Annotated in this window: 19 protein-coding genes; 4 read left to right on the top strand and 15 right to left on the bottom strand. The window is 65.5% G+C overall.

What is annotated here, in order from left to right:
* Window positions 1-72: 72 nt before the first annotated feature.
* The 15 genes from BR71_RS22465 to BR71_RS22395 form a co-directional block, all read right to left on the bottom strand.
* On the bottom strand, window positions 73-951 hold the full coding sequence (locus BR71_RS22465) for a phosphoribosylaminoimidazolesuccinocarboxamide synthase (protein WP_043642387.1): 879 nt from the start codon (window positions 949-951) through the stop codon (window positions 73-75).
* On the bottom strand, window positions 948-1,634 hold the full coding sequence (locus tag BR71_RS22460) for a DNA alkylation repair protein (protein ID WP_052371026.1): 687 nt from the start codon (window positions 1,632-1,634) through the stop codon (window positions 948-950). Before BR71_RS22460 ends, BR71_RS22465 begins: the two co-directional genes overlap by 4 nt.
* Window positions 1,631-2,050, bottom strand: a complete 420-nt coding sequence (locus tag BR71_RS22455; protein ID WP_043642384.1) for a fosfomycin resistance glutathione transferase — start codon at window positions 2,048-2,050, stop codon at window positions 1,631-1,633. Before BR71_RS22455 ends, BR71_RS22460 begins: the two co-directional genes overlap by 4 nt.
* A 184-nt stretch (window positions 2,051-2,234) precedes the next feature.
* On the bottom strand, window positions 2,235-3,365 hold the full coding sequence (locus tag BR71_RS22450) for a 5-(carboxyamino)imidazole ribonucleotide synthase (RefSeq protein WP_043642382.1): 1,131 nt from the start codon (window positions 3,363-3,365) through the stop codon (window positions 2,235-2,237).
* On the bottom strand, window positions 3,365-3,853 hold the full coding sequence (gene purE / locus BR71_RS22445) for a 5-(carboxyamino)imidazole ribonucleotide mutase (RefSeq protein WP_043642380.1): 489 nt from the start codon (window positions 3,851-3,853) through the stop codon (window positions 3,365-3,367). Before purE ends, BR71_RS22450 begins: the two co-directional genes overlap by 1 nt.
* 102 nt (window positions 3,854-3,955) lie before the next feature.
* Entirely contained in the window at window positions 3,956-4,792 is an 837-nt protein-coding gene (locus tag BR71_RS22440; RefSeq protein ID WP_156039088.1) for a CPBP family intramembrane glutamic endopeptidase, read from the bottom strand.
* Window positions 4,793-5,108: 316 nt separating this feature from the next.
* Window positions 5,109-6,587, bottom strand: coding sequence for a S8 family peptidase (locus BR71_RS22435; RefSeq protein ID WP_052371023.1), 1,479 nt, complete (start codon window positions 6,585-6,587; stop codon window positions 5,109-5,111).
* Between the two features lie 27 nt (window positions 6,588-6,614).
* On the bottom strand, window positions 6,615-8,276 hold the full coding sequence (locus BR71_RS22430; protein ID WP_156039087.1) for an RCC1 domain-containing protein: 1,662 nt from the start codon (window positions 8,274-8,276) through the stop codon (window positions 6,615-6,617).
* 333 nt (window positions 8,277-8,609) lie between these two features.
* Complete coding sequence (gene ybgF, locus BR71_RS22425; protein WP_043642372.1) at window positions 8,610-9,353, bottom strand: tol-pal system protein YbgF; 744 nt, start codon at window positions 9,351-9,353, stop codon at window positions 8,610-8,612.
* A gap of 308 nt (window positions 9,354-9,661) precedes the next feature.
* A complete protein-coding gene (gene pal, locus BR71_RS22420; RefSeq protein WP_043642370.1) occupies window positions 9,662-10,189 on the bottom strand; it encodes a peptidoglycan-associated lipoprotein Pal in 528 nt (175 codons plus the stop codon).
* A 14-nt stretch (window positions 10,190-10,203) separates the two neighbouring features.
* Window positions 10,204-11,493 (bottom strand): Tol-Pal system beta propeller repeat protein TolB, encoded by a 1,290-nt coding sequence (gene tolB, locus BR71_RS22415; RefSeq protein ID WP_019102117.1) that lies wholly within the window; start codon window positions 11,491-11,493, stop codon window positions 10,204-10,206.
* A gap of 74 nt (window positions 11,494-11,567) precedes the next feature.
* The gene (locus tag BR71_RS22410) at window positions 11,568-12,437 is read right to left on the bottom strand and encodes an energy transducer TonB (protein WP_043642368.1); all 870 of its coding nucleotides are present in this window, start codon (window positions 12,435-12,437) and stop codon (window positions 11,568-11,570) included.
* The gene (locus BR71_RS22405; protein ID WP_019100362.1) at window positions 12,434-12,844 is read right to left on the bottom strand and encodes a biopolymer transporter ExbD; all 411 of its coding nucleotides are present in this window, start codon (window positions 12,842-12,844) and stop codon (window positions 12,434-12,436) included. The genes BR71_RS22410 and BR71_RS22405 overlap by 4 nt, the downstream gene beginning before the upstream one ends.
* 266 nt (window positions 12,845-13,110) lie before the next feature.
* Window positions 13,111-13,779 (bottom strand): class I SAM-dependent methyltransferase, encoded by a 669-nt coding sequence (locus BR71_RS22400; RefSeq protein WP_043642366.1) that lies wholly within the window; start codon window positions 13,777-13,779, stop codon window positions 13,111-13,113.
* Between the two features lie 61 nt (window positions 13,780-13,840).
* Window positions 13,841-14,020, bottom strand: a complete 180-nt coding sequence (locus tag BR71_RS22395) for a DUF3460 family protein (RefSeq protein ID WP_019101069.1) — start codon at window positions 14,018-14,020, stop codon at window positions 13,841-13,843.
* Between the two features lie 238 nt (window positions 14,021-14,258).
* Here BR71_RS22395 and BR71_RS22390 point away from each other — a divergent pair, with 238 nt between their 5' ends.
* Genes BR71_RS22390 through BR71_RS22375 form a run of 4 tightly spaced genes read left to right on the top strand, consistent with a single transcriptional unit; the run spans window position 14,259 to window position 18,886 of the window.
* Window positions 14,259-15,692, top strand: coding sequence for an undecaprenyl-phosphate glucose phosphotransferase (locus BR71_RS22390; RefSeq protein ID WP_043642457.1), 1,434 nt, complete (start codon window positions 14,259-14,261; stop codon window positions 15,690-15,692).
* A 7-nt stretch (window positions 15,693-15,699) separates the two neighbouring features.
* The gene (locus BR71_RS22385; protein WP_043642364.1) at window positions 15,700-17,163 is read left to right on the top strand and encodes a mannose-1-phosphate guanylyltransferase/mannose-6-phosphate isomerase; all 1,464 of its coding nucleotides are present in this window, start codon (window positions 15,700-15,702) and stop codon (window positions 17,161-17,163) included.
* Window positions 17,160-18,074 carry a glycosyltransferase family 2 protein gene (locus BR71_RS22380; RefSeq protein WP_043642362.1) on the top strand — a complete coding sequence of 305 codons (915 nt, stop codon included), beginning with the start codon at window positions 17,160-17,162 and terminating at the stop codon, window positions 18,072-18,074. Before BR71_RS22385 ends, BR71_RS22380 begins: the two co-directional genes overlap by 4 nt.
* A gap of 5 nt (window positions 18,075-18,079) precedes the next feature.
* Entirely contained in the window at window positions 18,080-18,886 is an 807-nt protein-coding gene (locus BR71_RS22375; protein ID WP_019104153.1) for a polysaccharide biosynthesis/export family protein, read from the top strand.
* Window positions 18,887-18,912 lie beyond the last annotated feature (26 nt).

Here is an 18,912-nt window from a genome sequence, read left to right as displayed (position 1 = left end):
AGTGGTACATGAGCATTTTGAGCTCATTTTTAACGCGGTATCGCTGAAGCGCAGCAGATCGTAAGCAGGTTCTCAGGCGGTCAGCCTGTCCAGCGCTTCTTTATACTTGGCCGCGGTCTTCTCGCGCACTTCCAGCGGCACCGCCGGCGCCGGCGCCTGCTTGTCCCAGCCGGAGGCTTCCAGCCAGTCGCGGACGAACTGCTTGTCGAAGGACGGCGGGTTGCCACCCGGCGCGTAGCTGTCCGCCGGCCAGAAGCGGCTGGAGTCCGGGGTCAGCGCTTCATCCATCAGCGTCAGCACGCCGTTTTCGTCCAGGCCGAACTCGAACTTGGTGTCGCAGATGATGATGCCGCGGCTGGCGGCGAATTCGGCGGCGGCGCGGTAGAGCTTGATGGCGGTGTCGCGCACCTGGGCGGCCAGCTCGGCGCCGACGATTTCCTCGCAGCGCTGGTAGCTGATGTTTTCGTCGTGATCGCCCACTGCCGCCTTGGTGGACGGGGTGAAGATGGGTTCGGGCAGCTTGTCCGCCTCGCGCAGGCCGGCCGGCAGCGCCAGGCCGCAGACGGTGCCGCTTTGGCGGTACTCCTTCCAGCCGGAGCCGGCCAGGTAGCCGCGCACCACGGCTTCGATCGGCACCGGCTTCAGGCGCTTGGCCACCACCGCGCGGCCGGCCACTTGCGGCAGATCGGCGGCGGAGACTACGTCTTCCGGCGCGTCGCCGGTCAGGTGGCAGGGCACCAGGTCTTTGAGCTTGTCGAACCAGAAGTTGGAGATGGCGGTGAGAATCTGGCCCTTGCCGGGAATGGGGTCGTCCAGGATCACGTCGAAGGCGGACAGCCGGTCGGTGGCGATCATCAGCATGCGCTGGTCGTCGATCTCGTACAGGTCGCGGACCTTGCCGGAGTAGATTTTCTTCAAGCTGGTCAGTTGGGTGGTGTTGAGTCCGGTCATCGGAAATCCTCGGTGGAACGGGCAATGTGTTTCAAGGCTTCGCGCCGGCTGAGCCCGGATAGCGGCGTGGCCGCTACAAAGGCGCGCACGGCGTTGGCGTCGGTGTAAGCGTATTCGCGTAAGGCCCAACCTATGGCCTTGCGGATGAAGAATTCGGCGTCGCCGGCATTCGCGGCGCAGTAGCGGAACAGGCGTTCGGCGTCGGTGTCGGCTTTCCAGCGCAACTGGTGCAGGATGGCGACGCGGCGCAGCCAGAAGTCGGCATCGCCACTGAGGGCGTCCATATCGTGTTGCAAGTCCGGGTGCCGGCGTACCAGTGCGCCGACCACCCAGGCGGCCAAGCCGTCCACGCAGTCCCACCAGGGCTTGGCGGCGGCGAGGGCCAGCAGCCGCGGCAGGCTGGCGGCCGGCAGTTCCTCGGCGCGCGCGGTCAGCAGGTCCACCGCCGCGTATTGGAATTCGCGTTCCGGTTGCCGCCACAGTTGCTCGGCCAGGTCCAGGCAGTATTCCGCGGAGTGGGTCTTGAGCGCGCGGATCCAGGGCGTGGATACTTTTCGGCGCGCCGGCGTGGGCACGCCGAGAAAGTCGAACCGCTCGCGCATATAGGCGCGCATCGGCGCGGCCTGCTCCGGGACGGCGGCGGCGCTGAGTCCGGTGCGCAGCGCGGCGATGTCGGCGTTCACGCCGGGGCCTCGTCGAAAAAGCGCATGCCGGCGTAAGGCCGGGCGCGGCAGGCGGCCAGCCGCGAGGCCAGCGTGCCGACATGCAGTTCCAGTTGATGGCCGTCCGGGTCCAGGAAGTAGAGCGAGTCGCCCTCGCTACGGTTGTCCCGCCATTGGCGGACGCCGGCGGCGGCCAGGCGTTCGCGCCAGGCCGGGAAGTCGGCGGCGTCGACGCCGAAGGCGTAATGGGTGTAGCCGGCGGGCGGTACGGCGTCGGGTTCCAAGGACAGGCACAGCCACAGGCCGCCCAGGCTCAGATAGCCACCGCTGTCCCAGCGCGCGTGGGGCTGGCAGCCCAGGATGCCGGCGTAGAAATCCCAGGCGCGCTCCAGATCGCGCACCGCCAGGGTCAGGTGATTCAGTCCGTTCAGTGTCATGGCGGAAAAATGGCGAAGTTCTGTAAGAACCTGTTCAAAGTTTAGCGAGCTAGAGCGAGACAAGGCGAAAACGGCTGAAGAAGCGGAATGTACATGTGGTACATGAGCATTCTGAAGTCGTTTTCAACGCAGTATCGCCGACGCGCAGCAGACATTGAACGGGCTCTTAGGCTTCGCCATGCGCTTACAAGGTGTCCTTCAAGGCCCGGGCCTGGTCCAAGGCTTCGTCGGCGGTGGCCGCCATCACATTGAAGTGGCCCATCTTGCGGCCGGGGCGCGCGCTTTTCTTGCCATACAGATGCAGTTGGGCGTTGGGCGCTTCCGCCAGCACGTCCCAATTGGGCTGGCCGCCGTTGTCCTTCCACACGTCGCCCAGCAGGTTGACCATCACCACCGGGCTGAGCAGGTCGGTGCGGCCCGGCAGCAGGCCGCACATTGCGCGCACCTGTTGCTGGAACTGGTCGGTGAGGCAGGCGGTGAGCGTGTAGTGTCCGGAGTTGTGCGGCCGCGGCGCGATCTCGTTGACCACCAGGCTGTCGTCGGCCAGCACGAAGAACTCCACCGCCAGCACGCCGACGTAGTCCAGCGCCTCGGCCAGCTTGAGCGCCATGCTTTGGGCTTCGGCCGCCAGCGCCGGCTTGATGCGCGCCGGCACGATGGATTCGTCCAGGATGCCGCCGACGTGGATATTCTCCGCCACCGGGAACACCGCGCACTGGGTGGCGCTGACTCGGGTGACGATGGCGGACACTTCCAGCTGCAGGTCCAGCATCTTTTCCAGCACGCAGGCTTGACCGCCCAGATTGGCGTAGGCGGCGCGCGCTTCTTCCGCGGTGCCGACCCGCACCTGGCCCTTGCCGTCATAGCCCAGGCGGGCGGTTTTCAGGATGCCGGGCAGGTAGGGCGCGAGCTCAACCTGAATGTCTTCCACACTCTGGATGGCCAGATAGGGGGCGGTGGGCAAGCCGGCCTTGCGGATCCAGCCTTTCTCCGCAATGCGGTCCTGAGCGATGGCGACGCAGTCGCCGGATGGCGACACGCGGGTGGTCTTGGCCAGGACGCGCATGGCGTCGGCGTTGACGTTTTCGAATTCGGTGGTGACGGCGGCGCAGCTCCTGGCCAGATCTTCCAGCGCGGCCGGGTCGTTGAACGGCGCGCACAGGTGCCGGTCGGCGAAATCCGCCGCCGGCGCGGCTTCGTCCGGGTCCAGCACGGTAACGCGGTAGCCCATGGTTTTGGCGGCCACGGCGAACATGCGGCCCAATTGGCCGCCGCCCAGGATGCCCAGCATTGCCGGGGGCAGGATGGCGGACATTATTCGATCTCCGGCAAGGTCATCGCCAGCACGGTCTGTTCCTGCTGGCGACGGAAGGCGATCAGCTGTTCCGCCAGTTCCGGGCGGGTGGCGGCCAGCATGGCCACGGCGAACAGCGCGGCGTTGGCGGCGCCGGCCTCGCCGATGGCGAAGGTGGCCACCGGGATGCCCTTGGGCATTTGCACGATGGAGAGCAGCGAATCCTCGCCGCGCAGGTATTTGGACGGCACCGGCACGCCCAGCACCGGCAGATGGGTCTTGGCGGCCAGCATGCCCGGCAGGTGGGCGGCGCCGCCGGCTCCGGCGATGATGGCCTTCAGGCCGCGCTCGGCAGCGGTTTCTGCGTATTGGAACAGCAGGTCGGGAGTACGGTGGGCGGAGACGACGCGGGTTTCACAAGCGATGCCGAAGTCCTTGAGCACGCGGGCGGCGTTCTGCATGACTTCCCAATCGCTGTTGCTACCCATCACGATGCCGACTTCAATCATGGCGGAGAAGCTCGCTGGTTGAGGCTAAAGGCGTGATTTTACCCGATTGGGGCCTGCTGCCGTTATGGTTTTTTATTTTGACATCAAGGTACTTAGGGCATATCACATCAGCCGCGGATAAGTGAACAGAATCAGGTGCACAGCGTTGAAAGCGACGTGAGCCAGCACCGCCCACAAGACCTGGCGGGTGGCGGCGTAAACCAGGCCGTAACCCAGGCCGGCGAGGGTAGCCAGGCCGACCCAGACCCAACCGCCGGCAACATGGACCAGGCCAAAGGCCACGGAGGCGGCCATCAAGGCGGCGAAGGGTTCGGTGCGCAGTTCCAGCCAGCGTTGCAGGCCGGCGCGGAAGAAGGCTTCCTCCGCCAGCGAGACCAGGAAGAAATTGGCGAACAGCCAGGGCAGCAGCCAGTACGGCCATTTCGGCGCCCAGGCGATGACGCCGGCCACGCTGGCCAGGCCCAGCACGATCAGCAACAGCAGCGCTCCAACGCCGGCGGCGGCCGGTCCCCAGCGCCGCTCCACCTGCGGACTGGCCGCCAGCACCATCAGCAGCAGCCAGCCGGCGGAGCCTTTGTCGTAACTCCAGTACAGCCGATAGGGCGCGCTGTTCGGCGTGCTCAGGCCTTGCCAGAGCAAGGGGTTGTCGAAGCCGGGCAGCGCGTGCAGCGCCAGCGCCAGCAGCAGAGCGATCCAGACCAGCCACAACTCCGGCCGGCGGTAGCGGATCGCGGCCAGGCTGACGGCGAGGGCGGCGAGGAGGGCCGCCGCGCCCAAGGGCTGCACCAGGCCGCAAGCGACGGCGATGCCGGCGCTGCTGAGCGCGGCCAGCCGGGAGGGCCAGCGCAGGCGCAGGCTTTCCGCCAGCAGGGCGAGCGCCAATAGGAGGAAGGCTGCAAGGGACAGGGAATCCGGCAAGGGCGGGGTGGGCAGGGACATGGGGGCTCGCGGCGGGATGGGTTTGGATACTGAATGATACCTAAGAACCTGTTTACGATCTGCTACGCGTCGTGGAGCGTTGCACGGTGAGTACGGCTTCGAAATGCTCATGTACTGTGCGTACACTCCGTTTTCTCAGCCGCAACGCCTTGCCGCGTCTTGATTTGCTGGATCGTAAACGCGCCCGCGAAGCGTTGAGAAAAAAGCCGCCGCCGTCCGGCTTGGGCCAGAACCACGGCGGCAGGTTCCCGTGTGCAGGGAAAGGAAGCCGTAAGCGAACCGGCGGTCTGCACGCAAGTGCGCGCCGCCGGCGGGCTTAGTTGGCTTTGGCCGCGCGCACCGCGGCGGCGGCGTCGGTGATGCCGGCGGAGCAACCTTCGCAATCCGCCGCCGGTGGGCGCGCGGTCTTGATCAGGATGTTGCGCACCGCTTTCCAGTTGAGGCTGGGGTTGGAGGACAGCATCAGCGCCACCAGGCCGGCCACGTGGGGCGTGGCCATCGAGGTGCCCTGGAAGGCGGCGTAGCTGTCCGCGCCCGGCACGGTGGTGCCGCTATTGAGCGTGGAGTAGATGCCGGGGTCGCCGCTGTTGAGATCGCCTCCCGGCGCGGTGACGGTGGTGATCGCGCCGTAGTTGGAGTAGGAGGCGATGCCGCCGGATTTGCCGTTGGAGGCCACGGTGATCACGCCGGGGCAGCTGGCCGGGTTGGTGTTGCGCACGTTTTTCATCGCGTTGCCGGCGGCCACCACCACCACGCCGTTGCGGGCGTTGACCTGCTGGATGGCATCGCGATAGGTGCGGCTGCAAGGCTGGGCGCCGCCCAGAGACATGCTCAGCACTCGAGCCACATTGGCGTTGATCGGCGCGCCGGGCACGGTGGCGCCCACTGCCCACAGCATGGCGTCGGCGATATCCGAGCTGGCGCCGCCGCACTGGCCCAACACGCGCAACGGCAGCAGTTTGGACTTGGGCGCCACGCCGGTCAGACCGTTGGCGTCGCCGGCGGCCGCGGCGATGGTGCCGGCCACGTGGGTGCCGTGCCAGCTGCTATTGCCGGCGCGGCACAGGCTGCCGTCGCTATAGTCGCCTTGGTCCAGGCCGTTGTTGGTGCGCGCGCTTTGCACCGGCTGGCCGTTGCTGTCCAAGAGCGGGCTGCCGTCGGCGTTGGTTTGCGCCACGGCGGGCAGGCGGGCGCGTTTGGGGTCGGAGATGAAGTTGTAGCCCGGCTCCAGCAGGTTGGGCTTGAGGTCCGCGTGCGGACGGTAGCCGGTGTCCAGCACCGCGACGGTGACGCCGGCGCCCAGCGACAGGTCCCAGGCGGCGGGCAGGTTCATCGCGCCCGGTTCGCCGGCGCTGGCCTGCATATCCCATTGCTTGCCGGCGTATAGCGGGCTGCTGGGCAGATAGTTGGGGCTCATGACGAAGTCCGGCTCGGCGTATTCCACCGCCGGGTCTTGCTGGATTTTGCGAGCCAGGGTCTGGGCCTCGGCCACGCTCATCGTCTTGCCGCTTTGGTAGACATAGGCGCCAGTGCCCATCTGGTGATGGAATTGCAAGGGGCTGCCGCTCAGTTGCTGCACGCGCTGGGTGCGGGCGGCGAAGTCGGCTGGACGGCTGGACGGGGCGCGGCCGCCGTTGGCGATGCGCGCCTGGACCAGTTGCTGCTGGGAGACGCTGTGGTATTTGACGATGATGCCGGTGATGCCGGCGGCGGAGGGCGCGGCCGCCGCGATTTCAGCGCCGGCGCCGGCCAGCAGCGCGGCGATCAGCAGGGACAGCGAGGTTTTGCGGTTCATGTTCTATTGCTCCAATGCGTCGGGGACTTAGTTCTTGACGTAGGGGATGGCGGCGAGGCCGGCCGGGGCGTTGCCGCCGGCGGACGGGCTGCCCCAGGCGACGAACTTGCCGTCCTTGGCCACGGCGAGAAAGCCGCCGAGCGGGGTGCTGTAGATGGCGCGGATGTTGACCAGGCGCGCGTTGACTGCGGAGCTGTCGCCGCCGTGAGTGGGCGCGCCCCAAGTGACCACGCTGCCGTCGGCCTTTAGGGCGGCGAAGGCGTAGTCGTTGGAGAACAAGGCCACCACGTTGCGCAGACGATGTTGCACCGCGCTGCTGTCGCCGCCGCGCAGCTCGTCGCCCCAGGTCACAACGCTGCCGTCCTGACGCAAGGCGGCGAAGGCCAGCTCGGTGGCGGCGATGGAACGCACGCGGTTGAGCTTGTGCTGCACGCCGCTGGCGTCGTTGCGGGCGCTGTCGCCCCAGGTGACCACGCTGCCGTCCTTGCGCAAGGCGGCGAAGGCGGTCTTGCTGGCGTAGATTTTAGCCACGCCAGCCAGGCTGCCGGCCACCGGGCCGGTGTCGGCGCCGCGGTCGAAGTAGGCGCTGCCTATGGTGGCGACCGAGCCGTCCTGTTTCAGCGCGGCGAAGACGTTGAGGTTGGTTTGCACCGCGCTGACGCCGGCCGGCATCGCTTCGCTGCCATCGTAGTAGTCGCTGGTCTGGCCGTCCCAGTTCAGGCCCCATACCACCACGCTGCCGTCTTTTTTCAGCGCGGCGAAGTTGTAGTCCGTGGCGGCGATGCTAGCCACATTGTTGAGCTTGGCGGCCAACGGAGAGGCGTCGCCGCCGGAGTTGGGGTCGCCGAAAGCGAGCACGCTGCCGTCTTTCTTCAGCACCGCCACCGCGCCTAGGTTGTGGCTGACGCTGGCGACGTCCTTCAGCGCGGCGAGCCGGGCGGCGTCGAAGTAGGAGGAAATGGATTTGGAGCCGCCGTTGCCGTCGAAGGTGGTTTCGATATTGCCCCAGCTTGTGGCGCTGCCGTCGTCGTTGAGAGCGACGAAGCCGCGTTTGGTGGGCCACAGTTTGGCCACCTTGCCCAGCGGCGCCACCGGGGAGGTGGCGTCGGCGTTGCCTATGCCCACCGGGCCGGCGTAGCTGGCGCCGGAGCCGGCGCGGCCCCAGCCCACGATGGTGCCGTCGGCTTGCAGCGCGGCCATCGCGCGTTCGTTGCCGGCCACCGCCACTACGTTTTTAGGCTGGGCGGGCAGGGTGGAAGTGTCGCCGCCCAGGCGTCGGCTGCCCCAGACCGCCAGCGTGCGGTCCGTCTTCAGCACGGCGAACACCGACGGCGCGCTGAAGACGTTCTGCGGCACCAGGGTTTGGCTGGCGCTGGTCAAGGCGCAGCTGACGGTGGCGGTCAGCGGCTGGTCCGGCGCGCTGTCCTCAGCGCTGAAGCCGCGCGCGCCGTTGCTCCATTGCACGCGCGGTTCGCCCAGGCAGCGGCCGCTGGGCACGGCGGTCAGCACGCCGCCGCGGTTGCCGAAGATGTCCACCGCCAGGCGGCCGCTGCCGCCATGATGGCTGGAACCGTCGCCGGGGGTGCTGCCGTCGTCTTCGCAGCCGGCGAGGCCGCCGATCAGCGCCACGCCCACGGCGATAGCGCCAAGCCGGAACCATTGGGTTCCACTTGCTTGTCTGGTTCTCATCACGGATAACTCCTTTGTATAGCTTGTCGTTTGTGTTTTTAATCCGGGTTTAAACCCAGAATGAATATATTGTCATGCGGTAAGCATGTTTGGTAGAGAAAACGCATGGACAAGGCAAGAGGAAGCGGGGGGACAAGCGGATGGAAAAGACGGAGCAATGCGCTATTTTGGTGCGGCGTGTAGATAACCAGCGGTTATAATTATTTGTGTTTTAATTTTTTGTTGAAAAATCAGGTGTTTGCCGTGGGAGAAAAGGGCGCATAAGACAAAGCCAGCCGCGGCGGGCTGGCGTCAAAATGGGGCATGAGGGCCGGAAGCGAGCCGGCCGGGGTGTTACATTTTTGCCAGTTGCTGGCGCGCTTTCTGGGCGGAATCTGTTTTGGGATACAGTTTGATCAGGCGTTTATAAGTGGTTTTGGCTTGATCCATCTGCCCCAGGTCGCGCTGGCAGTTGCCGATATTGCGCAGGGCCTCCGGCGCGAAGTGATTGTCCGGAAACTGCTCGACGAAGCGGCGGTGGATGTCGATGGCGGCGTCGTATTGGCGCAAGGCGGTGTGCGACACGCCCAGCCAGTAGGTGGCTTCCGCCACTTGCGGCGCCTGCGGGTTTTGTTCGATGAAGCCGCGCAGCGCGTCGGCGGCCTTGGCGAAGTCGCGAGCGCGCAGCAAGTTCAGCGCCTTGTCGTAATCCGGGCTGGTGGCCGCGCCGCCGTCCGCGGCGCCCGAGGCGTCGCCGTGCGTAGCGGGCACCGGTTTGGCACCGCTGTTCTCCAGATGGCCCAGCCGGCCGTCCAGGTCGTTGTACAGATCGTTCTGACGCTTTTGGGTGGTTTGCAGATTGTAGTTCAGCACTTCCACGTCGCCGCGCAGCTTGGCCACTTCTGCCTTCATCGTTTCCAGTTGGCTGACCATCTCCAGCAGCTTTTCATTGGAAAGCTTGCTTTCCACTTCATTGAGCCGCGTAGAGGCCTGGCGGTTGACTTGGTCCAGCTGGCGGCGGGTTTCTTCCAGATCGCCGGTGGTGGCGCAGCCGGTGAGGACCAGCAGCAGCGCGCTGCAAAGGGTGAGCCGTTTCATGGTTGTCCCAGGATGTCCCGCCGTCCGCCCCGGAGGGGACGACGCGTGTGAGTTGGGTGGCAATGAATACAGCCGGATATCTTAACGGCAAGCGCGTGAAAACGCACTCGCCCGATGTCCGGCTGCAAAGCCGGCCCGGGGAACCGGGCCGGCGTCATAGGACTAGAACCTGTTTACGATCTGCTGCGCGTCGTGAGACGTGGCAAGGCGAGTCGCGCCTCGAAATGCTCATGCGCCAGCTGCACATTCCGCTTTCTCAGCCGTTTTCGCCTTGTCTTGTCCTAGCCCGCGAGATCGTAAACCCGTTCTTAGTGGCCTTGGTACACGATGTCGGCGCGGCGGTTCTCTGCGAAGTCCGCTTCGGTGTTGCCGGTGGCGCGCGGTTTTTCCTTGCCGAAGCTGACCGCTTCCAGTTGGCTTTCCTTGGCGCCCAGTACTTCCATCGCCTTCTTCACGCTCTCGGCGCGGCGCTGACCCAGGGCCAGGTTGTATTCGCGGCTGCCGCGAGCGTCGGTGTTGCCCTGGATGATGACTTTTTTGTCCGCGTTCTGCTTCAGGTAGGCGGAGTGGGTTTCCACGACCGGTTTGCCGTTGGCGTCGACGGAGGAGGAGTCGAAGCCGAAGTAGACGCTGCGCTTGGCCAGCGGGCTGTTGGGATCGTTCAGCGGATCCACGGACACCTGATTCTGGTTGCCGCTGCCGGTGTCCACCGGCGCGGTGGTCTGCGGCGTGGTGGGCTGCTGGGTGCCGGCGGTGGTGTCGGCCGGTTTGGTGCTGGCGCAGGCGGCCAGCAGGGTTACGGTGGCGGTGCCGAGGACGAGTTGTTTCCAGTTCATATCAATAGCTCCAATTAAGGACGATTAAATGGGCCCCAAGCCGGGTCCTGTACATCGCCGTTGATCACGGCCAATTTCACTTTGCTGCTGCCATCCGTGGTGGCGGCGTACAACACGCTCTTGCCGCCTGCGTCGCTGGCGTACAGCACCATGCGGCCGTTGGGGGCGAAGCTTGGGCGTTCGTTGTAGCCGCCGTCAGACAGCACTCGGCTGTCGTTGGTGGCCAGGTCTTGCGCCATCACGCGGAAGTTGCCTCCCTCGCGACGGATGTAACTCAGGGTCTTGCCGTCCGGCGACACCTTGGGCGATACGTTGTAGCGTCCTTCCCAGGTGACGCGCTGGGCGTTGCCGCCATCGGCGGACACGCGGTAGATCTGCGGGCCGCCAGCGCGGTCGGAGACAAAGTACAGGCTGCCGCCGTCCGGGCTCCATGTGGGCTCGGTGTCGATGCCTCCGTTGTACATCAGCCGGCGCGAGCCGCCGCCGTTGGCGTTGATCACGTAAATCTGCGAATTGCCGCTGGTGGTCAGCACCACCGCCAGCTTGCTGCCGTCCGGGCTCCAGGCCGGGGCGGAGTTGCTGCCCTTGAAGTTGGCGGCGGCAAAACGCTGGCCGGTGGCCAAGTTCTGCACCCAGACCACCGGCTTCTTGCTTTCAAACGACACGTAGGCGATGCGTCCGCCATCCGGGCTCCAACTTGGGGAGATGATGGGCTCCCTGGAGCGCAGAATGGTCTGGGCGCGTCCGCCGTCCACGTCCGCCACTTGCAGCAGATAGCTGCCGCCGGTCTTCAGCACGTAAACGATGCGGGTGTTGAAGAAGCCTTTCTGGCCGGTGATCGCCTCGTAAATCATGTCGGCGATCGCGTGCGCCACTTGGCGGGTGCGGTCTGGGGTGACGGTGAATTCGCCGCCGGTCAGTTGTTTCTTCTGCGCGACGTCCATCAGCCGGAAGCTGATTTTCAACTGCCCGCCTCCCGCGGCCTCTACCTTGCCGATGGCGACCGATTGCGCGCCGGCGGCTTGCCACAGCGGGTAGCGGATGTCAGCAGGCTCAAACGGCACATTGGCCACGCCGGCCGCGTCCACCATGCGGAAGACGCCGGAAATCGTCAGATCGTTCTTGATCACCGGACCCAGGCCGCCCTGGGCGTTGGCCTCGTCCTTGAACGGAGCGATGGCGATGGCGTGGCGATTCGCCCCGCCGCCGACGATCTCAATGGTCATTTCCGCTTGCGCGCCGCCTGCGGCCATCAGGCCCAGCGTGACGAGCAGCATATTCAACAGAGTTTTAAAGCTGGACATTAGTTCCCTCGAATCAGTCTATCGGCATGAGGCGACGCCGCAGCCGTTCCATCATGGCTTGTGCTTGATCCGTCTTATGACCTGGGACGGAATTCCATTTTGAACTGCCGGTAGCCGTCGTTGAAATTGGCGCCGGGCGGCAGCGCCGGAAAGGTTTTCGCTTCCCAGATCGCCCTTTGCACCGCGTCGTCGTAGGCCTTGCTGCCGCTGCTTTGCAGCAGTTGAACCCGGTTCACCTCCAGCGAGGGCAGCAGGCTGACCTGCAACACTACCTTGGGGTTGCCGCTCAGTTCCGGCGGCACCTGCACCAGCGGAGTGACTTTGGTCTTGACCCGGCTGATCCAGCCTGCTTTGGCCGTTGACGAGCCATTGGCCGCGCCGCCGGCCACGCCGTTGGGGGAACCGGCCTGGTCGCTGCGCGCATTGGCTTTGCCGTTGGTGCGGGGGCTGTCCAGGCTGGCCAGCAGGTCGTCGGCCTCCGGATTGTAGGTCTTGGACGGCTTGGGTTTGGCCTGCGGCTTGGCGGCCGTCGCCGGCGGCGCTTTGGCCTCCGGTTTTTTCTCGGCCGGTTTGTCCGCTTTTTTGGGTTCGGGCTTCTTCGCCGGCTCGGGTTTGGGCTCCGGCTTAGGCTCGGGCTTGGGTTCAGGTTTGAGCTTGGGCGGCTCCGGCGGTTTCTTGTGGCGGCCCAGGTTGACGTCGGCTGGAGGCTCCGCCACGGCGGGACGCGGCGGCTCCACCACCGGCGCGGGCTTGGGTTCGGCCACGGCGCTGGGCGCGGGGGGCGGAGGCGCGGTGGTCCATAGCTCCAGCGCTACCGGCGCTTGTTCCTGCAAGGTTTGGGAATGGAAGCCGCCCCACAGCAGCAGGCCGACCACGGCGATGTGCAGCAGCACCGAGACAATCAACGACCAAGGGCGCGGGGAGGTGGACACTGCGGCCATCATCCCTGCTTTTGCTGCTTGACCGTCAGCGCTACGCGCTTGACGCCGGCCTGGTGGAGTTTGTCGGCGATGCGCACTACCTCGGCGTATTTGAGGTTGGCGTCGGCGGAGATGGCCACCGGGCGCTCGGCCGCGCCCAGCGCCTGGATCTGCGTGGCCAGGTCGGCGACGGAGGCGACGTCTGTCTTGCGGTCTTGGTCTATCAGTTGAATCTTGCCCTGGGCGTCCACGGTCACTTCCAGCGGACGGGTGTCGATGCTGGCGGCTTGGGACACGCTGGGCACTTCTATCACGCCAGGCGTGAACATCGGCGCGGTCACCATGAAGATGACCAGCAGCACCAGCATCACGTCGATGTAAGGCACGACGTTCATCTGGTTCATCTGGCGGCGGGGACGGCGATTGAGCATGGAGCGTCTGTTAGCGTTGGCAAGCGGTCATGATACACCGGGCTCCGGCCCAAGTGGGCCGGCTAAGAACCTGTTTACGATCTGCTGCGCGTCGGCGATACGGCGTTGAAAACCGTTTCGAAATACTCATGTACCGCTTGTACATTCCGCTTTCTCAACGACTTTCGCCTTGTCTCGCCTTAGCTCGCGAGACTGATGAGCAGGCTCTAAGCGGGTCAGACCGCGGCGGATCATGAAAAGTTCATGGCCGCGCCGGCCTGAGGCGTTCAGGCCAGCCGCGTGCACAAGGTCAGCCCATCGCCCACCGGCAGCACGCACATGCGGATGCGCGGGTCGTGCTTCAGCCCGGCGTTGAATTCGTGCATCAGGTGCACGCCAGGCGGGTCTTCCGGCTTGGGTTCCACCACGCGGCCGGACAGGAAAATATTGTCGATGGCGATCACGCCGCCGGGGCGCACCAGTTGCAGACAGGCTTCGTAGTAGTCGCGGTAGGCTGGCTTGTCCGCGTCGATGAAGGCCAGGTCGTACTGACCCGCTTGGCCGGCGTCCAGCTGCTGGCGCAAGGTGACGAGCGCCGGTTGCAGCACTAGCTCAATGCGATCAGCGACGCCGGCGCGGGCCCAGTAATCGCGGGCGACGGCGGTGAAGGTTTCGCTGACGTCGCAGGCCAGCGTGCGGCTGTCCGCCGGCATCGCCAAGGTGACCGCCAGCGCGCTATAGCCGGTGAACACGCCGATTTCCAGATAGCGGCGCGCGCCGATCAGTTGAGCCAGCCAGGCCATGAACTGGCCTTGTTCCGGCGCGATTTGCATCTTGGACATGCGGTGGGTGGCGGTGAATTCGCGCAGCTCGCGCATCACCGGATGTTCGCTGAGGCTGATGTTCAGCAAGTAGTCGTGCAAGGCGCCGTCTAGCGCCAGGGTGCGGCTGGTCATGGGTATGCAGTGCAATCGGAAACGCCCGCGGCGCGGGCGTCGGGTCAGGCGGGAGCCGGTTTTATTCCGGCTGGTAAACGTAGGGCTGCTGCGGAACGCGGGATTCTTTCCAGCGCTTCTGGTCGTCGGCGTTCAATTGACGGTCCCACAGGGTCAGGCGCAGCTCGCGGCGTTGACTGTCCACTTCCGGGTGTTCTTCCAGGAAGCCATTGATGAATTGGGTGAAATCGGACTGATACATCGCATCGTTCCTTCCTAAGGCTGATGTTGTGATTTTAATCGATAAATCGTCGCGCAGTCAGCTTGCCGGCTTCGCTTTACATTCTTTTTGACAACAGATTTCAAGGCGCGGAGCAAATCCTGGTTGCGTGGAGGACGCTTTGCTGCGATATTACGCAAAAGGTTTAAAGACATTAAATTAAAATTTTAAACTTAAAAGGTGGATTTGTTTAATCAAATTAAACTTAATGGTTTACAAGATGCGAATTCGCAATGTGGACGGCTTGGTGCAGTTCTATCCCGAGACCTTGACCTATCTGCGGCTGCTGGCCCGGTTGACGCACCTGGCGATGGTGCTGGCGCCCGGCTGTATTTTGCTGTTGTTTGATCCGGCCGCCGCGGCGGCCCGCGGGCAGGCCGGACAGCTCTTGTTGTTGGCCGGCGCGCTGGCTTTGCTGTCTTTCCAGGCGCTGGGCGTTTACGGCGGAGGCATGTTTTTACGCCAGTTGCGCCTGCGGCCCTTGGCCGCGGCGTGCGTGCTCTTGTTTTTGGTCTTGTGGCTGGCCCGCGGGCTGTCCCCGGCCTTGGCCGCCTTGCCGGACCGGCTGTGGCCGGTCTGGTTTACGGCGACGCTGGCTTTATTGCTGGCGCAGCGCTTGTTGGTGTACGTCTGGTGCCGCCGGCTGGTGCGTCGCGGCGTGGGCCTGCAACGCACGGTGATCCTGGGTTGTACTGCCAGCGGCCATTTGCTGGCCGGTTTTCTGAAGGAAAACGCGGACATCCGCGCCTGCGTGATCGGCTTTGTGGACGATCGTTCGGACCGCTTGCAGCACGCCATGGCCGGCCTGCCTTATTTGGGCGGCATGCGTCGGCTGGAGACGATGGTGCGCGAGGGCGAGGTACAGCAAATCCTGGTGGCGTTGCCTTGGGCGGCGGTCAAGCGGATGGGAGACTTGGTCAGCATGCTGCGGCGCTTGCCGGTGACGGTGCTGCTGGCGCCGGACATGGCGGGCTTGCAGCACGCTCATCATCGGGTGACCGCGGTGGCGGGGTTACCGATGTTCAATATTTCCGAGCGCCCGCTCAAGGGGTGGTCGCCCTTGCTCAAACGCTGCGAGGACGTGCTGCTCGCCGTTTGCGCGCTGGCGCTGACCGCGCCGCTGATGTTGTTGATCGCCTTGTTGATCAAGCTGGATTCGCCGGGGCCGGTGCTGTTCCGGCAAAGGCGCTACGGCTACAACAACCGTTTGATCGAGGTCTACAAATTCCGCTCCATGTACGTGGAGCGGACCGACGCCGACGCCGAGGCGCAAACCACACGCAGCGACCCGCGCGTGACTCGCGTCGGGCGCTTCATCCGCAAGACCAGCCTGGACGAACTGCCGCAATTGCTCAATGTGCTGGGCGGCAGCATGTCCATGGTGGGGCCGCGTCCGCACGCAACCGCCACCAAGGCCGCCGGTGTCTTGTTCGAAGACGCGGTGGCGGAGTATTCCGCCCGCCATCGGGTCAAGCCGGGCATTACCGGCTGGGCCCAGGTCAACGGCTACCGCGGCGAAACCGACACGCTGGCCAAGATAGAGGGCCGGGTGGCGCACGATCTCGAATACATCGAGAACTGGTCGCTATGGTTCGACGCCTACATTCTGATCCGCACTCTGCCGGCCGTGCTGTCGGCCGACGAAGCCTATTGAGGCCGCCATGCAAACCCAAATTCCAGAATTGATTCCCTGCATCGTGTCCGGCGGCGCCGGCACCCGCTTGTGGCCGGTGTCCCGGCAGGCTTTTCCCAAACCCTTCATCCGCTTGGCCGACGATCAGAGCCTGCTGCAGAAGGCCTTTCTGCGCGCCGCGCGCCTGCCGGGGGTGAAGCGGGTGATGATCATCACCAATCAGCAGGCGCAACTGCGCACCCTGGACGAATGCCGGGCGGTCAACGCCGGCGGGTTGGCGTTGGAGCTGCTGTTGGAGCCGGAAGGGCGCAATACCGCTCCAGCGCTGGCGGCCGCCGCCGCGGACCTGCTGGAGCGCGAACCGGCGGCGAATCCCTTGCTATTGGCGCTGCCGGCGGATCATCTGATCGCCGACGAAGCCGCCTTCGCCGCCGCGGTGGAGAAAGCCGCGCGGCTGGCCGGCGATGGACGCATTGTCGTTTTCGGCTTGAAGCCCAGCCGCGCGGAAACCGGTTTCGGCTATATCGAGGCCGGCGTGGCGATAGGCGCTGACGGACAGGAAGTGGCTCGCTTCGTGGAAAAGCCGGACCACGCCGCCGCCGAAGGCTATCTGGCTGGCGGACGGCATTTGTGGAACAGCGGCATGTTCTGCTTTTCCGCCGCTGCTTTGTGCGAGGAACTGGCCGAACACGCGCCCGATGTGTTGGCGGCGGTGCGGGATTGCCTGGCGCACAGCCCTGCGTCCCAGAGCGCGGACCACCGCTTGCGGGCGCTGGAGCGCGAGCGCTTTGGCCGTTGCCCGGACATTTCCATCGACTACGCGGTGATGGAGCGCACCCGCGCCGCGGCGGTGGTGCGTTGCGAACTGGGCTGGAGCGATATCGGCAACTGGGACAGCCTGGCCGAGCAGTTTCCCGCCGACGCGGACGGCAACCGCGTCAGCGGCGACGCCTTGCTGCGGGACAGTCATGATTGCTTCATCCAGAGCCGCGGCCGATTGATCGCGATGCTGGGCGTGGACAATCTGGCGGTGGTGGACACCCCGGACGCCCTGTTGGTGGCAGACCGCGGGCGCAGCCAGGAAGTGCGCGAGCTGGCGCGGCGGCTGCAGGACCAGAATCATCCTGCCTGGCGGCTGCATTTGAGCTCGCAGCGGCCCTGGGGCCATTACACCGTGCTGGCGGACAGCGAACGCTACAAGATCAAGCGCATCGTGGTGAAGCCGGGCGCGTCGCTGTCCTTGCAGATGCACCACCACCGCAGCGAGCACTGGATCGTGGTCAGCGGCACCGCGATGGTGACCCACGGCCAAGAAGAGCGCTTGCTGCACACCAATGAATCCACCTTCATTCCCGCTGGCGAAACACATAGATTGAGCAACCCCGGGCTGATCGATCTGGTATTGATCGAGGTGCAGAGCGGCGAATACCTGGGCGAGGACGACATCGTGCGCTTCGCCGATGACTACGGCCGCTCGGAGGCCGCGCCGTGAGCCGCACAGCATTGATCCTGCCTGTGCGCAACGCCGGCCGCCACCTGGACCGGCTGTTGCCGGCGCTGGCGGCGCAAAGCTTGCGGCCGGACGAATGGCTGGCGCTGGACAGCGAGTCCAGCGACGGCAGCCGGGCGCGCTTGCTGGCCGCCGGCGCCAGCGTGGTGCCGGTGCGCGCCGCGGACTTCAATCACGGCGGCACGCGCCGGCTAGCCAGCGAACTGACCGACGCCAAGGTGTTGATCTATCTGACCCAGGACGCCATCCCGGCCGGGCCCGACGCCTTGCGCCGCTTGCGCGACGCGCTGCTGGCGGAGGACGACATCGGCGTCGCCTACGGCCGCCAACTGCCGCAGTCGGACGCCGGCCTGTTGGGCGCGCACGCGCGCCGTTTCAATTACCCGCCGTTCAGCCGCACCAAGCGGCTGGCCGATGCCGCCGAACTGGGCATCAGGACCTGTTTCAGCTCGGACTCCTTCGCCGCCTATCGCCGCGAGGCCTTGCGCGAGGTGGGCGGTTTCCCTTCCGACGTGATCGGCTCCGAAGACGCCCACGTCGCCGGCCGCATGCTGCTGGCCGGCTGGGCGGTGCGTTACGAGGCCGCCGCCTGCGTTCACCACTCGCACGATTACGGACTGCTGGAGGAAATGCGCCGCTATTTCGACATCGGCGTGTTTTACGGCCGCGAGCGCTGGATCGCCGAGCGCTTTGGCCGCGCAGGCGCGGAAGGGCGGCGTTTTCTGCGCTCCGAGCTGGAAACCGTCCGCCGGGCAGGCCAGCCGTGGCGGCAGTCCGAAGTGTTGCTGCGTTGCGCGCTCAAGCTGGCCGGCTACCGCCTGGGCCATGGCGAGCGCTGGCTGCCGCGAGCGCTCAAGCGCCGCCTCAGCATGTTCCCCGCTTATTGGAAATGAATGCGATGACTACCGCCAAACTCGCCGCCGTTTTGTTGTTCGCCGTTCTGGGCGGTCTGACGGCCTGTTCCACCCCCAGCACCATCGCGCTGCCGGACGCCAAGACCGTGGAAGCGCGGCAGCTGGCGCTGCGCGACATCAGCCAATTGCCGCCGCCCGTTACCAGGGTAATGAACGGCGACACCCTGCGCATTGTCCGAGACGCGCAATCTCCGGCCGAAAAAGACGAGATGGCGCTGTTCTTCGTACGCCCGGACGGCAGCTTTTCCTACCCCCACGCCGGCCTGGTCCGCGGCGGCGGCCGCACGCCGGAGGAGATAGGGGCGGAGATCACCGACCGGCTGTCCACGCTGTATCGCCAGCCGCAAGTCACCGTCAACATCGCCATCGCGCCGGGCAACCGCGTCTTCGTAGGCGGCGCGGTGCGCAATCCGTCCGCTTTCGAACTGAGCGCCGCCGCCAGCATAGAACAAGCGGTGATCGGCGCCGGCGGCGTGCTGCCGTCCGCCGACAGCGAGCACGTGGCGCTGCTGCGCATGGACGAGACGGGCCTGTATCAGATCTATTTCACCGATCTGGCGCGGATGCTGGACCCGGCCGCTGGACGGCGCGGCGTCATGCTGCAACGCGGCGACATCGTGTTTGTGCCCAAATCCGCCATCGGCAAGGCGGTGGAAGGCGTGGACATGTACGTCAACCAGCTGCTGCCCTTCTCCAAGGCGATAGGCATAGGCCTGAATTACGACCTGGGCGGCAAAGGCAGCAACAACGTCAACATCCAGAACAACCCCACCATCAAGGCCGGCGGTTAGCCCCTGGTCCGCACCGGCGATAGCAA

The organism is Chromobacterium haemolyticum DSM 19808, assembly GCF_000711885.1.
Classification (GTDB): Bacteria; Pseudomonadota; Gammaproteobacteria; order Burkholderiales; family Chromobacteriaceae; genus Chromobacterium; species Chromobacterium haemolyticum.
The sequence above is the reverse complement of the archived record's forward strand: the minus strand, read 5'-3'. Positions and strand labels throughout refer to the sequence as shown.

Coding starts and splice junctions, on each gene's coding strand:
- BR71_RS22465 (WP_043642387.1), bottom strand. CDS start 951: ATGACCGGACTCAACACCACCCAACTGACCAGCTTGAAGAAAATCTAC.
- BR71_RS22455 (WP_043642384.1), bottom strand. CDS start 2,050: ATGACACTGAACGGACTGAATCACCTGACCCTGGCGGTGCGCGATCTG.
- BR71_RS22450 (WP_043642382.1), bottom strand. CDS start 3,365: ATGTCCGCCATCCTGCCCCCGGCAATGCTGGGCATCCTGGGCGGCGGC.
- purE (WP_043642380.1), bottom strand. CDS start 3,853: ATGATTGAAGTCGGCATCGTGATGGGTAGCAACAGCGATTGGGAAGTC.
- BR71_RS22440 (WP_156039088.1), bottom strand. CDS start 4,792: ATGTCCCTGCCCACCCCGCCCTTGCCGGATTCCCTGTCCCTTGCAGCC.
- BR71_RS22435 (WP_052371023.1), bottom strand. CDS start 6,587: ATGAACCGCAAAACCTCGCTGTCCCTGCTGATCGCCGCGCTGCTGGCC.
- BR71_RS22430 (WP_156039087.1), bottom strand. CDS start 8,276: ATGAGAACCAGACAAGCAAGTGGAACCCAATGGTTCCGGCTTGGCGCT.
- ybgF (WP_043642372.1), bottom strand. CDS start 9,353: ATGAAACGGCTCACCCTTTGCAGCGCGCTGCTGCTGGTCCTCACCGGC.
- pal (WP_043642370.1), bottom strand. CDS start 10,189: ATGAACTGGAAACAACTCGTCCTCGGCACCGCCACCGTAACCCTGCTG.
- tolB (WP_019102117.1), bottom strand. CDS start 11,493: ATGTCCAGCTTTAAAACTCTGTTGAATATGCTGCTCGTCACGCTGGGC.
- BR71_RS22410 (WP_043642368.1), bottom strand. CDS start 12,437: ATGATGGCCGCAGTGTCCACCTCCCCGCGCCCTTGGTCGTTGATTGTC.
- BR71_RS22405 (WP_019100362.1), bottom strand. CDS start 12,844: ATGCTCAATCGCCGTCCCCGCCGCCAGATGAACCAGATGAACGTCGTG.
- BR71_RS22400 (WP_043642366.1), bottom strand. CDS start 13,779: ATGACCAGCCGCACCCTGGCGCTAGACGGCGCCTTGCACGACTACTTG.
- BR71_RS22395 (WP_019101069.1), bottom strand. CDS start 14,020: ATGTATCAGTCCGATTTCACCCAATTCATCAATGGCTTCCTGGAAGAA.
- BR71_RS22390 (WP_043642457.1), top strand. CDS start 14,259: ATGCGAATTCGCAATGTGGACGGCTTGGTGCAGTTCTATCCCGAGACC.
- BR71_RS22385 (WP_043642364.1), top strand. CDS start 15,700: ATGCAAACCCAAATTCCAGAATTGATTCCCTGCATCGTGTCCGGCGGC.
- BR71_RS22375 (WP_019104153.1), top strand. CDS start 18,080: ATGACTACCGCCAAACTCGCCGCCGTTTTGTTGTTCGCCGTTCTGGGC.